The organism is Sphingopyxis sp. Root154 (assembly GCF_001427105.1).
GTDB lineage: Bacteria > Pseudomonadota > Alphaproteobacteria > Sphingomonadales > Sphingomonadaceae > Sphingopyxis.
In genome coordinates this window covers 602,477-615,767 of sequence record NZ_LMGI01000002.1, presented here as the reverse complement: position 1 = coordinate 615,767, position 13,291 = coordinate 602,477, and the positions used below count along the sequence as shown (strand labels likewise).

Genomic DNA, 13,291 nt, shown 5'->3' with positions numbered 1-13,291 from the left:
GTGATCGTCACATATGGAACATAATAAGAACGAAGATGAGGCGCAAGAGCCAGCGGCGGCAAGCAAATGTGCAATGACAGGCTCGAAATCGATATGGCCGAACGCATCATTGAGATTTATGGCGAGCCGGCCGCGCAGGCAGCGCTCGCGCTGTGAGCGGTGAGCAGGGACTTGAGCGATTCGTTGCCGCGCAGGAGGAGATTTATCCGCGCGCGCTCGCCGAGATAAAACGCGGCGCCAAGCGCTCGCACTGGATGTGGTTCATCTTCCCTCAGTTTACGGGCCTCGGGCGCAGCGCAATGGCGGAGCGGTTTGCGATCCGTTCCGCCGACGAGGCTCGTGCTTATCTCCGGCATTCGCTGCTCGGTGCACGCTATCGCGAATGCGTCGAAGCTCTCCAGGATCTGGCCGCGAGCGATCCGGTGGCTGTGTTCGGAAAGGTCGATGCGGTGAAACTGCGGTCGTCACTGACATTGTTCGAGGCCATCGATGGCCATCCGTTGTTTGGCGCCGCGCTGGATCGCTGGTTCGGCGGTGCGCGTGACGCGCGCACGCTGGACTTGCTCGCATGACGATTTCGGACGTGTTAGCCGCTTTCTACGAGCGGCCAGACTTCGATCACGCCGTGCGCGACCGCGCAGGGTGAGTGCTGCGCCAATTGAATGGCTTCGCCGAGATTGGCGGCCTCGATGAGCGCGAAGCCGGCGACCGGGAGCGATGACGACAGGTAGGGGCCCGTCGTGGTCTGCACGATCTCGCCTTCGGGATTGCGCACCTGAACCGGCAGACCGGCTATTCCCATGATCGCGCCGCCTTGCTTCAGCTGGTCGTCATGAGCATGGGCTGCGTCGCGAACGTCTTGCGGCGTCCGCTGATAGCCCGCTTCGTCGCCATAACCGATCGTTACGAATTTGGGCATGTTGCACTCCTTCTCCCTCCACAACCGGGGACAAGGTCGCTTGTTCCATGGCAGCGCGCGCCATCGCAAAGACAGCCTTCGGGCGTCGAAATATTCTGCGTACAAATTGGCGGTGCGGTCACCCGGGGCTTTGCATCCATCCATGGTTGAATCAGAAGCCAGCAGGGTTGCGACGATCCACCTGGTGCGCTATGAGATTTTGCGAGCGTTTGTTGAGTACTCCAACACTCGAACCACTCCAGTAAATGTTGACGCGGGCCATCGAAGGGGCCATCATTTTATCTGTCGAAGAGAAATATTTTTCTTTTCAAAATCATAGACTTAACTATAGATTCCTCTTCTGCACCATTTACCCCTCTCATGACATCCAAGAACCATCGCACGGCGGAAATGTCGTTGTGGCCGCATGATCCTTGCTCCGGGAGGCACCCGGGCAGGGCGTCTCAATCGTCGGCTGGGCCGAGGCTTTCGATTATTCCGCAGTGCCCGATGGGCTTACGCACTTGGCGCGGCGCCGCGTCCCATTTGCGCGATCGTGCGAACATACAGGAGTTCGAATAGCAGCTCGACGAGCGTCTGCGTGACGATGATAGCAGGCAACACCGGCATCGCGCCGGGTACGGCCAACGCCAGCGGCAACACCACGAGCGAATTGCGTGTGCCGGCGCTGAACGCGACCGCACGGCCGCCGGGCGCATCGAGCTGCGCCGCGCGGGCGACGAACCACCCCGCGACGGGAGCGATCACCGCGAAGGCGATATAGAACGGCAAGACGCTAAAGGCGGCCGGGATCGCGGCGCCAAGCCGCGGCAGGACGGCGGCGATGACGATCGACAGCACCAGCGCGGTTGCCGGGACGGGGAGCAGGCCGAGCGCGGCCGCAGTACGCGCGCCCGCGCGGCTGCGCGCCGCCCAGAGCTGGCACAGGATCGCAAGCGCGAGAGGCAGGGCGATAAGCGAGGCGAAAGCGCGGATGAACGGGCCGACCTGGACTAGGCCCGCAGCGGCCTCGCCGAGAAATGCGGCAAGATAGAGCGGCAGCAAAAGCATTTGGACGATCAGCAGGGCCGGAGTGGAGGCAAGCAGCAGCCGTGCATCGGCGCGGCCGAGGTGCGCGAAGGTCACGACATAGTCGATACACGGGCAAAGCAACACGATCAGCACCCCGAGCCGGATGAGCGGATCGTCGGGCGCGAACTGGATCAGCGCTGCCACCAGCAGCGGCACGACAAGGAAGTTGGCCGACAGCAACGCGGCGAGAAACCGGAGATCGCGCAGGGCCCGGCCCAGCGCCGCCAGCGGCACCTGGAGAAAGGTCACGAACAGCATGAACGCGAGCGCGGGGTTGATTGCCTGTTCGAGCGCTTCGGCGCCGGGTATCAGCGCGCCCGCGAGCGCGCCGAGCAGCACGGCACCGAAGTAGATGGCGACCTGGCGCACTTCCATAAGGCCGCGCAGTTCGCCGCGCGTCACTGCCAGCGCCCCGCGGCGCCGATCATCATTTCACTGGCCATCGAGCGTTCGATCTTTCGCTTGTGCCTCAAAATTGCTGGAGGCTGCATCGCCGTGCAACTGCAAGCCGGAAGCAGGAAATCGGTGGCTAACGGTCATCGAAACATCGTTCCGCCGCGATCTCTATGGATTGCGGCGGGGCGGAGGGCGTGTCCGCGGCGGAAATTCTCCAAGTTATTCGGGGCTGAGCAGGCGCGCACGAATAGATGTGATCCGAACTTGCGTTGAATATTAGTGGATTAGAATGCGCTGAAGATTCGGTTTTGGCGCGTAATATATTCGTGATATTTTGGCGATGCTGTTTCTGGTCACCTTTGGGGAAAGGGGATTGTGATGCTTGGCCCATTCAAAGCGGCGGCGATAGTGGGAATCGGGATTTCGCTGACGAGCTTTGCGCCGCCGCCGGCTTTTTCGGCGGCTGCCCTCGAAGCGCTGGATCCGAACCGGATTGCCACCCTGTTCTGCGGCGCGAGGCGCGCGGGTTCGTCATTGGCGCAGAATCTCCTCGTCGCGGCGGCGTTCGCGGCGCCGGCGAGCGAGGGCAGGCCGATCCCGCTCTTTCCGGACCTTGCCATTTCGCCGTTTCCGGTCTCGACCGACAAGGATCAGGCCCGGCGCTATTTCAGCCAGGGCCTGCTCCTGACCTATGGTTTCAACCATGCGGGTGCGGTGCGCTCCTTTCGCGAGGCGCAGCGGCTCGATCGCGATTGCGCGATGTGCTGGTGGGGCGAGGCCGTCGCGCTCGGCCCGAATATCAATGCACCGATGGACGAGCGCGATCGCGAGGCGGCGCTGGGCGCGATGGACCGGGCGATGGCGCTTCGGAGTACTTCCACGCCGATGGAGCGGGCGCTGATCGAAGCTGTCGCAAAGCGATATTCGCGCGATCCCAAAAGCGACCGCGCTGCGCTCGATGCCAGCTACGCCGATGCGATGCTCGACGTCGCGCGCCGGTTTCCGGGCGACGACGATGTGGCGGTGCTCACGGCCGAAGCGGTGATGGGCACGAGCCCGTGGAACTATTGGGAGGCCGACAAGACGACATCGGTTGGCCGGAGCGGCGAAGCCGTACGGCTTGTCGAGACGGTGCTCCGGCGCAATCCCGGCCATGTTCAGGCGAACCATCTCTATGTCCATCTGATGGAGGCGAGCGATCCGCAGCGCGCCGAGGCGGCGGCCGACCGGCTGGCGAGCCCGTCGGCGCCCAGCGCGGCGCATCTCGTCCACATGCCCGGGCATATCTATCAGCTGCGCGGTCGCCACGCCGATTCGATCCGCGTCAACATCGCCGCCGCGCGCGCGGACGAGGAATATATCCGCAGCGCCGGCGACGACGGGCTCGTGCGCTACGGCTATTATCCGCACAATATCCACTTCATCGTGACGTCGGCGCAAATGGCGGGTGACATGCCCACCGCCATTCGCGAGGCACAGCGGTTGCGGACCGTCCTCGATCCCAAGACCTCGGCGCAGATTGCGTGGATCCAGTCGATCGATGCGGCGCCTTATTTTGCGATGGCGCAATTTGCCGATCCGAAAACCATATTGGCGATGCCGGCGCCCGACCCGAGCCTCGCCTATCCGACGGCGATGCGGCATTTCGCCCGCAGTATCGCCTATGTCGGGCTCCGCGACCGCAAGTCCTTCAACCGCGAACTGGCGGCGATGGCCAAGATACGGACGTCGGATGCCATGAAGGCCATGATCGAACAGGGCGTGCCGGCGGGGGATCTGGTCTCGCTCGCCGAACTGGTGGCGCGCGGCCGGTTCGCGAGCGCGCAGGGCCGCATCGACGACGCCATCGGCTTCTACCGTCATGCGATCGAAATCGAGGCCCGCATTCCCTATCAGGAGCCGCCCTATTGGTATTATCCGGTGAAACAGTCGCTGGGCGCGTCACTTTTCCGGGCGCGGCGCTACCGCGAAGCGAGCGACGCCTTTCGCGCCGCGCTGACGCAGACGCCGAACAACGGCTGGGCGCTCTACGGGCTTGGCCGCAGCGAGGCGGCGCAGGGAAACCGGCTGGAGGCGGCGGCCGCCGACAAGGCCTTGTCGAAGGCGTGGATCGGCGACAAGGCTTGGCTGCGCATGGATCGATTATAGTGCGGCACCCGGAAACGCGGCGCGAAGCCGTTCGGTTTTTCGCTGGTGATTGTCAGGGAAGACGATGGTGCCGCTTCAGGACTCGAACCTGTGACCCCATCATTACGAATGATGTGCTCTACCAACTGAGCTAAAGCGGCAACGAGGGGCGCCACTAGCAGCGCCTTGGGATGAAAACAAGCGTCCTTGCGCAGGATTCGGCGTTCGCATTCGGTACCGGCAAAGCGGGGGCGGTCCGCCGCCTAATCCTGACCCAGCGGCAGTTCGGTCGTCGCCTTGATTTCGGACAGCGCCACCGTCGAATTGATTTCCTGTATCCCCGGCAATTTGCTCAGCTGATCGAAGAAGAAGCGTTCATAGGCGTCGATGTCCTTCGCGACGATCCGCAGCATGAAATCGGTCGTGCCCATCAGCACATAGGCATCGAGCACTTCGGGGAAGCCGCGGATCGCGGCGCTGAATTCGTCGAGGTTGGCGCGCCCGTGGGCGTTGAGCTTGACCTGTGCAAACACATGCGCGTTGAGCCCGACCTTGCGCCGGTCGATGATCGCGACGCGCTTCTTGATGAAGCCCTCGCGTTCGAGGCGGTCGATGCGGCGCCAGCATGGCGACACCGACAGTCCGACACGCTCGGCGATCTCGGCCGTCGTTTGATTCGCGTCGCGCTGCAATTCGCGGAGAATCTTTATCTCGAATGGATCAAGATCGGTCATTTCATCCTCATATCGCAATTTTTCGGATCATAACATGCAAAAATTGCCATAGGCGGCCGATAATCGATCAAGAATGCCCAAGGCGGAAATGCGACAAGGCACGCTCAATCAAAGGAGTATGTTTCATGGTCGTCCGTCTTGCCCGTCTGGCCCCGCCGCTCGAATGCGTGCGGCTCTATGATCTCGAAGCGGGGCTCGACGGATTCATTGCGATTCACTCGACGGCCTTGGGGCCGGGGGCGGGCGGCTGCCGCCTGTGGTCCTATCCCGACATGAAGCAGGCGCTGGGCGATGCCGTGCGGCTTGCCGAGGGCATGAGCTACAAGAATGCGCTCGCCGGGCTGCCGCTCGGCGGCGCGAAGGCGGTGCTCCGGCGCCCCGAAGGCGAGTTCGACCGGGTGGCCCTGTTCCGGGCTTTCGGCCGCGCGGTCGAAAATCTGGGCGGGATGTACGTCACCGCCGAGGATGTCGGCACATCGGTCGAGGATATGCAGGAGGTCGCATCGGTCTCGCGCCATGTCGCCGGGCTGCCCGCGGTCGCCGGGCGCGCGGGCGGCGACCCGTCGCCGTGGACCGCCAGAGGCGTGTTCGAATCGATGCAGGTCGCCGCCGAGTTCGCACTGGGGCGCGATCTCGCCGGGCTGACGGTGGCGGTGCAGGGCACCGGCAATGTCGGCGCCGACCTGTGCCGCCGCCTCGCCGACGCCGGCGCGCGCCTGATCATCGCCGACGTCAATCCGGCGCGCCGCGACCGGCTGAAAGCGGTGCATGGCGCCGAGGTGGTCGACGTTGCGGACATCGCATCGGTCGAGGCCGACATTTTCGCGCCCTGCGCGCTCGGCGGCGCGCTCGACCGGGAGACGGTCGCCAGGCTGAAGGCGAAGCTCGTCTGCGGTGCGGCGAACAACCAGCTTGCGACTCCGGACGTCGCCGCAACGCTGCTCGAACGCGGGATTGTCTATGCGCCCGACTATGTCGTCAACGCGGGCGGGATCATCAACGTGTCGGCCGAATATCTGGGCGAGGGTGAAAGCGATGTGAAGGCGCGCGTCGCCGAGATCGCACCGCGCGTCGGTGCGCTGTTGGAGCGCGCAGCGCGCGAAGGCCGCTCGCCCGCGCTGGTGGCCGATGAAATGGCCGAAGAGGTGATCGCGGGCGCGCAGCGCGAGGCGGCCTGATGCATTGCTTCCGGGTAGACGCGATCCTCGATCCGCAATCGCTGCCGCGCGTCGCCAACTATTTCGCGCAGCGGTCGATCGTGCCGAGCGCGATGGCGATGCAGGTCCTGCCCACGCATATGCGGATCGAAGTAACGGTCGCGGGGCTCGCCCACGGGCAGGCAGCGATCATCGCGGCGAAGCTGGGCGAAGTCGTCGCGGTGCTGCGGTCCGAGCTCGAGGACCCCACTGCCGAATTGGTGGCTGCCGCCTGATGGCGGCCCGTAGCGAACGGAGCCAAGCTCAGCTACGGGCCGCAACAGTATCTCTACTGCTTTGGTAGAGTGACATCGGGGCGATGGCTTGGCTAGACAGGGTGCGTTCGAAACAGCGCAGCAACCACTCGATTCATCGCCCGAAATGCCATCGCAGCAAAAGACCAGAACCGGACTCATCATCCGCCACGTTCCCCACGAAGGGATCGCCGGATACCGCGAACCGATCGAGGCCGCGGGATATGCGCTCGCGCGCATTGACGTCGCCGACCCGGGTTTTGGCGCGGTAGACCTGAGCGAGCCCGACCTGCTCATCATGATGGGCGGTCCGATGGGGGTTTACGAGCAGGACGCGCACCCGTGGATCGCCTGCCAGCAACGGCGGCTTGCGCGCCGGCTCGACGGGGGGCGGCCGACGCTCGGCGTGTGCTTCGGGGCGCAAATGATCGCCGCGGCGATGGGCGCGCGCGTTTATCCGGGGTCGGCGAAGGAGGTCGGGTTTCACCCGCTGAGCTTCGTCGACACCGCCTCGCCGCTGCGGCATCTGGCTGATGTGCCCGTGCTCCATTGGCACGGCGACACCTTCGACCTTCCCGATGACGTCGAATTGCTGGCGTCGACGCCCGCCTATCCGCATCAGGCATTCCGGCGCGGCAACAATATATTGGCGCTGCAGTTTCACGGCGAAATGGGGCTCGATCCGCGGTTCGACGAATGGCTGCGCCAATGGCCCGATGCGCTCGACGAAACCGGCGGAAGCGTGAACGGAATGCGCGACCTCCATCGGCGGCATGGACCCTCCGCGGTGGCGGCGGGACGCACGATGATCGCCGAATGGCTCGCCGGGCTGACGGACTGAACGGCCTTCGCCGACCTTCAAGATTTTCTTTCGTGATGACGAGGCCGCGGCGGCTTGCCTCGCCCGCGGACGCGTGCGAGGGGCACCGGCGAGCAGTCGGAGACGAAGACGATGCAGTTCGACGTGGTGATAGTGGGCGCGGGTCATGGCGGGGCGCAGGTGGCGATTATGCTGCGTACGCAGAAATTTGCAGGGACCATCGCGATCATCGGCGACGAGCCCGAGCTTCCCTACGAACGCCCGCCGCTGTCGAAGGAATATTTCGCGGGCGAGAAGGAATTCGAACGCATCCAGCTGCGCCCCGCCAGATATTGGGACGAGCGCGAAGTAACGATGCTGCTCGGCAAGCGCGTCGTGCGCGTCGATCCGGAGGCGCACACGGTGACCATCGATGGCGGCGAGACGATCGGCTATGGCAAGCTCGTCTGGGCGACCGGCGGCCAACCGCGCATGCTGCCGATCCCCGGCGGCGACCTGCCCGGCGTGCAGGGCGTGCGCACGCGCGCCGACGCCGACGCGATGAAGGCGGCGTCGGAGACTGCGGGCCAGATCGTCGTGATCGGCGGCGGATATATCGGGCTCGAAGCCGCAGCGGTGCTCAACAAGGCGGGCAAGAAGGTCGTGCTCCTCGAAGCGCTCGACCGCGTGCTTGCGCGCGTCGCGGGCGCCGACCTGTCGCGCTTCTATGAAAAGGAACATCGCGATCATGGCGTCGATCTGCGGCTCGGCGTGTGCGTCGATGCGATCGAAGGCACGGACAGCGTTACTGGCGTGCGGCTGTCGGACGGCGAACTGATCCCCGCCGATCTCGTCATCGTCGGCATCGGCATCGTCCCAGCGGTCGAACCGCTGATCGCCGCGGGGGCCGAAGGCGGCAACGGCGTGCTCGTGGATGGCCTGTGCAAGACCAGCCTGCCCGACATCTATGCGATCGGCGATTGCGCCGCGCATGAAAACCATTTTGCCGAAGGCGCCTGCATCCGGCTGGAATCGGTGCAGAACGCCAATGATCAGGCGAATGTCGTCGCGAAGGGCATCGTCGGCGACGAAGCACCTTACCACGCCATCCCGTGGTTCTGGTCGAACCAATATGACCTCAAGCTCCAGACCGCGGGCCTGTCGACCGGGCACGATCAGGCGGTGCTGCGCGGCGATCCCGGCGCGCGCAGCTTCTCGGTCGTCTACCTCAAGGCGGGCAAGGTCATCGCGATCGACTGCGTCAACGCGACCAAGGATTATGTCCAGGGCCGCATGATCGTCACCGCGGGGCTTCGAGCGACGGCGGAGCAGCTCGCCGACACCGAAACCCCGCTGAAAGCATTGCTTCCCGCCTGACCGCTACCAGCGGATCGTCACACCCACCGTGCCGCCGTAGCGACGGCTGCGCGGGCCGTCGGCGTCGAAGCCATAGTCGCCCTTCACATGGACCGCGACGCTTTCGCCGATGCGCGCGATAACACCGGCACCGACCTCGGCCTCGGTCCGGCCCAGGTCGGTTCGGATCGGGTCGGTGCCGAAACGCGTCGTCTGGTCGCCCGACAGGCCGTGCCACAGGCTGGCGTGGAGATAGGGCTGGAAGCCGCCATATTCGCCCTGCAAGCGCAGCCCGACGCGCCCGGTGAGCGAATCGCCCGCGGCGAAATCGATCACCGAGAAGGCATCAGCCTGATCGTCGAGCTTGATCCGCTGCCACACGATCTGCGCCTGCGGTTCGAGCGTCCAGCGGCTCGACAGCGCTAGCGGATAGCCGGCTTCGAGCGACGCGGCCCAACCCTTGCCATCGACGTCGATCGCCTCGCCGCTACTCGCGGCAGCATTGCCGTCAAACCAGCTGTGCATGACGACCGCGTCGACATACCAGCCGCTTTCGCCGACCAGCGTCGCATAGCCGGCCAGGCTCGTGGCTTTGACGTCGATCTGGCCGACCGTCAGGTCGTTCCAGCCGATCGCGCTGCCGCGGACGGTGCCGTCGGTCGACGAGCGCCCGACGAAGGCGCCAAGGCGGATGTTGGTTCCGCCCTCTTCGCCCCAGCCGGCGAAATCCTGGCCGATCTGGAAGCCGGAGAGGTCGCCGTCGAGCGAGGGGGCGACGTCGCCGTTCCATTTGATATCGCTATCCTCGGCGAAGACGCGGCCCCACGTTGACGGGAGCACGCCGCCGCCGCGCAGCAGCGCCTGTTCGCCGCGGCGTTCGTGGAAGGTGCCGAGCGTCGCGGCGGCAAGAAGATGCGCGACCGGGACCGCCGCGACAAAGGCGGGCACTTCGGGTCGATAGAGCGGCACGACTTCGCCGGCCTCGGCGACGGCCGGGGTCGCGCCCGGTGTCGGTGGCGGGGCCTCGACCACGGGATCGGGCGAGGGGAGCGGTGCCGGCTCGGCCGGTGGTTCGGGCGGCGGCGGGGGCGCTGCGGGTTCGGGCGCCGGGGGCGGCTCGGGTGTAGGTGCCGGCGGCGGATCGGTCACGGTCACCGGCGGCGCGGGGTCGACCGGATCGGGATCGGCCGGCGTCGGCTCGGGCGGCGGCGGCGGCGGATCGGGCACGGGCGGCGGCGGCGGCGGCGGCGGTTCGGGTGGCACGGGCGCCGGTGCGGGTTCGGCCGGCGGCGTCAGGATCGGCGGCGCGGGCGCCGGCTGCGGCGGCGGCGGGGTTTCGGGCGCGGGTGCGGTCGGCGGCGGGGGCGGCAGCGTCGAGCGCAGATACCAATTATCCCCCGTGCCGGCGGACGTGCCGCCCCGGAACAGGAAATATTCATAGGCGCCGGCCGCGACGCGATGGTTGAGCGCAAAGGCGCCGCTCGCGGTGGTGGCGCCATTGATCGCATCGACGATAAGGATGCCATTCTGTGTCGTCACCGCGCCGGCGCCGCCGGCGTTGAGCACGGTGATCCCCGTCGTCCCCGACGCGGCACCGCCGTCGATCACCAGCTTGTCGGATAGCGACGCGTCGTTGCCGAGCACCGTGTCGACGAGCAGCAGGCCGTTGTTGCCGATATAGTCGCCGCGCACGGTGAAGCTGTCGCCCGGCGTGTTGCCGCCGTTGGTCAGGTCGATCCGCCCAGCATTGGTCAGCGTCGCGCGCTGGCCCGCGGTAAAGGCGGTGATTCCGCCATTGGCGCCGCCGCCGAAAATGGTGCTCGACGCGTCGAGCGTGAAACTGCCGGTGCCGGTCCCGGCGTCGCCGAGGGTCAGGAAACCGTCGAAGGTCAACTCGCTATCGTTCGTCGCGTTGATCGTTTCCCAGCTGTCGAACCGCGCGATACCGCCCGTCGTCACATTGTCGAAAACAAGCGCGTCGGTGCCGGCGCCGCCGGTGATCCGCGGCGAGGCGCCGAGGTTGGCATTGGTCAGATTGGCGAGCAGCGCGCTGTCATTGTCGCCGCCCATATCGATTGTGCCGTGCACCACCCCGCCGCCGTCCCAGACGACGCGGTCGGTGCCGACGCTCATCAGCACGTCGCCGCCGACCGACCCGCCGGTGATCGTCACGCTGTCGGTGCCGCCCGACACACTGATATTACCGCCAATCGTGCCGCCTGACAGGATGATCGTATCATTGCCGAACCCGGCGACGAGGTTGCGGTCGATCGTGCCGCCCGACATGTCGAACAGATTGTCGGCAAGCTTCATGTTGACGCGGCCGATGCGGCCACCGGTCATCCGCGCGGTATCGCCGTCGTCGAAGGCGTCGACAATGCGGCCGCCGGTCATCAGGAAGGTGTCCATCGAACCGCCCTGATTGAGCGTATTGATCTCGCCCCCCGTCATCACGAAATCGTCGATGCCTTCGCCCTGCTGGACCTGTCCGGTGATCGTCCCGGCACTGATCTCGAACCGATCGTCGCCATTGCCCTGATCCACCGATCCGTTGATGGTGCCACCGGCCATCACGAAATTGTCGATGCCATCGCCCTGCTGGATCTGGCCGGTGACGGTCCCGGCGCTGATCTGAACCGGTCGTCGCCACTGCCCTGATTGACCGGGCCGTTGATGGCGCCGCCATTGACGACAACACAATCATTACCCGCCCCCTGCGAGACGCCGGAAACCTGGCCAGCAGTCTCCACCGTCAGGCAATCGTCGCCGGCGCCCTGATCGACCAGGCCCAGCACGTTTCCGAAGACACTGAGTGTGTCGTTGCCGAGCCCCTGCACGAACTGGCCGCCCTGAACGATGCCACCGGCGCGTATGATGGCGCTGTCGTTTCCAGCACCTTGATCGAGATTGCCGTTCACGGTGCCGGCGATGTCTAGCACATCATCGTCATCGCCCAGGCTGGCGTTGCCCGTGTAGACCGCGTTTATGATCAGCGTCTGGGCGCCGGCGCCCCCGGTGATGTTCGCCGGAGCGCCGCCTGCACCCGTAAGAGACCCGTCTATTTGCAGCGTCGTCGCGGTGCCCATCGTGACGCCGGACGTGGCGAGCGTCCCGCCGCTGGCGAGGAGCAGCGATCCCTCATTCAGCCTCGTGTTTCCCGCTATATTGGTCGCGCCGCTAAGCGTCAGTGTGCCGGCGCCGGTCTTTTCGATCGCGCCGCTGCCGGTGATCGCCCCCGCATAGGTTCCACCATCGGGCTGCGCGAACCGCACGAGCCCGTCGTTCGTGACCGTCGGCGGCAGGCTTTGCGCGCGAGCCTCCAGCGTACCGGCAGCCCGGACCAGGACCTGACCAGTATAGTTCGCGTTGTCGCCTGTGAGTACCAGCGTGCCCTCCTGAACGTCGGAGACCGTGACACCGGTGATCGTGCCGGTCAGCGTCCAGGTGCCGGTCTCGTTCTTGACGAGCGATTCAAAGCCCACGAAATTGCCGGGCAGGGTCGATTGCCCGACGCCGCTCAGAAAAATCTGGTCGTTGCCCGCACCGCCGCTGAAACTGCCGGTTACCGTCGAGCCGGTGAAGAGCCGCAGGATGTCATTGCCGCCGGCGAGGCTGATGCTTCCCCTGACAATGCCCCTGTTGGTGAAATCGAGAGCGCCGTTGCCGGAGCCGCCGATCACGGTGCTCGTCGTGCCGTTGCCGGCCTCGATGATGCCGGTTGCGTTGTTGACGACGGTGTTCAGGCCGCTTGTATTCTGCGACCAGATGGCGACGGCTCTATCGGCGTCGATGGTGCCGTTGTTGATGATCGTATTGCCGGCGCCCTGAAAGTTCACCGCTTCGGCTTGTCCCTGGGTTCCGGTGGCAAGAAGCTGTCCCGTCGGCGCGATCGTTATCGTTCCGTTGTTGCGGATTTCAATTGTGTTGCCGCCCGTGCCGAACTGCCCGTTGGAGGTCGTGGCAGCATTGCGGACGGTCGCACCGCTTTGAATCGTGATATTGGCATTGTCGCGCAGGCTGATCGCGTTGTCGTTGCCGGTAGAGATTTCGCTGCCGCCCGAGACTTCGACGGTGCGATTGTCTCCAGTCGGAGTATTGCCCTCGCCAACTCGGGTCGTCCAGGGATTGGGAGCGGCCGTATCGCAAGTGGTTACACTGCCAACAGTCGTGCAGGCAGCCTGGACAGGACTGGAGGAGAAAAGAATAGTTCCGGAAACAAGGGCTGTTCGGGACAAAAGGCGACTTGTCCAGGAAAAGGTGCGCGGCTGCTTTAGCAAGCGCGTGCGCAGCGACCGATTGATGGCGAACGAAGAAGCATCGGGGGCGGTCGAGGCAGGCATGGTTTTCCCTTCTTCTATGGGTGCAGCCTGGTCCCTTTTCTCTCGTCGAATTGCCGAGAAAAATTGCACTGTTTCCGTAGAATAACCTATGCGGCGATG

11 protein-coding genes and 1 tRNA gene are annotated in these 13,291 nt (G+C 65.2%); 6 read left to right on the top strand and 6 right to left on the bottom strand.

Features of this window, described 5'->3' with window-relative positions; translation table 11 throughout:
- Positions 1-152 precede the first annotated feature (152 nt).
- The gene (locus ASD73_RS08635; RefSeq protein WP_056371502.1) at positions 153-572 is read left to right on the top strand and encodes a DUF1810 domain-containing protein; all 420 of its coding nucleotides are present in this window, start codon (positions 153-155) and stop codon (positions 570-572) included.
- A gap of 14 nt (positions 573-586) precedes the next feature.
- Here ASD73_RS08635 and ASD73_RS08630 read toward each other — a convergent pair whose 3' ends face one another.
- Positions 587-919 carry a YciI family protein gene (locus ASD73_RS08630; RefSeq protein ID WP_056371500.1) on the bottom strand — a complete coding sequence of 111 codons (333 nt, stop codon included), beginning with the start codon at positions 917-919 and terminating at the stop codon, positions 587-589.
- Between the two features lie 495 nt (positions 920-1,414).
- Positions 1,415-2,392 carry an arsenic resistance protein gene (locus ASD73_RS08625; RefSeq protein ID WP_200934914.1) on the bottom strand — a complete coding sequence of 326 codons (978 nt, stop codon included), beginning with the start codon at positions 2,390-2,392 and terminating at the stop codon, positions 1,415-1,417.
- A 372-nt stretch (positions 2,393-2,764) separates the two neighbouring features.
- On the opposite strand from ASD73_RS08625, the gene ASD73_RS08620 reads away from it, so the two are divergent.
- Positions 2,765-4,534 carry a tetratricopeptide repeat protein gene (locus tag ASD73_RS08620; RefSeq protein WP_056371498.1) on the top strand — a complete coding sequence of 590 codons (1,770 nt, stop codon included), beginning with the start codon at positions 2,765-2,767 and terminating at the stop codon, positions 4,532-4,534.
- 65 nt (positions 4,535-4,599) lie between these two features.
- Here ASD73_RS08620 and ASD73_RS08615 read toward each other — a convergent pair.
- Positions 4,600-4,674 (bottom strand) — tRNA-Thr (locus ASD73_RS08615).
- Positions 4,675-4,776: 102 nt separating this feature from the next.
- Complete coding sequence (locus ASD73_RS08610) at positions 4,777-5,247, bottom strand: Lrp/AsnC family transcriptional regulator (RefSeq protein ID WP_056371496.1); 471 nt, start codon at positions 5,245-5,247, stop codon at positions 4,777-4,779.
- A gap of 125 nt (positions 5,248-5,372) precedes the next feature.
- Here ASD73_RS08610 and ASD73_RS08605 point away from each other — a divergent pair, with 125 nt between their 5' ends.
- From ASD73_RS08605 to ASD73_RS08590, 4 genes are all read left to right on the top strand, one after another.
- Positions 5,373-6,425 carry a Leu/Phe/Val dehydrogenase gene (locus ASD73_RS08605; protein ID WP_056371493.1) on the top strand — a complete coding sequence of 351 codons (1,053 nt, stop codon included), beginning with the start codon at positions 5,373-5,375 and terminating at the stop codon, positions 6,423-6,425.
- Positions 6,425-6,679 carry a hypothetical protein gene (locus tag ASD73_RS08600; protein WP_056371491.1) on the top strand — a complete coding sequence of 85 codons (255 nt, stop codon included), beginning with the start codon at positions 6,425-6,427 and terminating at the stop codon, positions 6,677-6,679. The genes ASD73_RS08605 and ASD73_RS08600 overlap by 1 nt, the downstream gene beginning before the upstream one ends.
- 145 nt (positions 6,680-6,824) lie before the next feature.
- Positions 6,825-7,538: a glutamine amidotransferase gene (locus ASD73_RS08595; protein WP_056371489.1), complete on the top strand. Its 714-nt coding sequence runs from the start codon at positions 6,825-6,827 to the stop codon at positions 7,536-7,538.
- 111 nt (positions 7,539-7,649) lie between these two features.
- Positions 7,650-8,873, top strand: a complete 1,224-nt coding sequence (locus ASD73_RS08590) for an NAD(P)/FAD-dependent oxidoreductase (protein WP_056373389.1) — start codon at positions 7,650-7,652, stop codon at positions 8,871-8,873.
- A 3-nt stretch (positions 8,874-8,876) separates the two neighbouring features.
- Here ASD73_RS08590 and ASD73_RS08585 read toward each other — a convergent pair whose 3' ends face one another.
- Together ASD73_RS08585 and ASD73_RS08580 are read right to left on the bottom strand one after the other, a co-directional pair.
- Positions 8,877-11,423, bottom strand: a complete 2,547-nt coding sequence (locus tag ASD73_RS08585) for an autotransporter family protein (protein ID WP_056371487.1) — start codon at positions 11,421-11,423, stop codon at positions 8,877-8,879.
- A complete protein-coding gene (locus ASD73_RS08580) occupies positions 11,423-13,192 on the bottom strand; it encodes a beta strand repeat-containing protein (RefSeq protein WP_056371485.1) in 1,770 nt (589 codons plus the stop codon). The genes ASD73_RS08585 and ASD73_RS08580 overlap by 1 nt, the downstream gene beginning before the upstream one ends.
- Between the last annotated feature and the right edge of the window lie 99 nt (positions 13,193-13,291).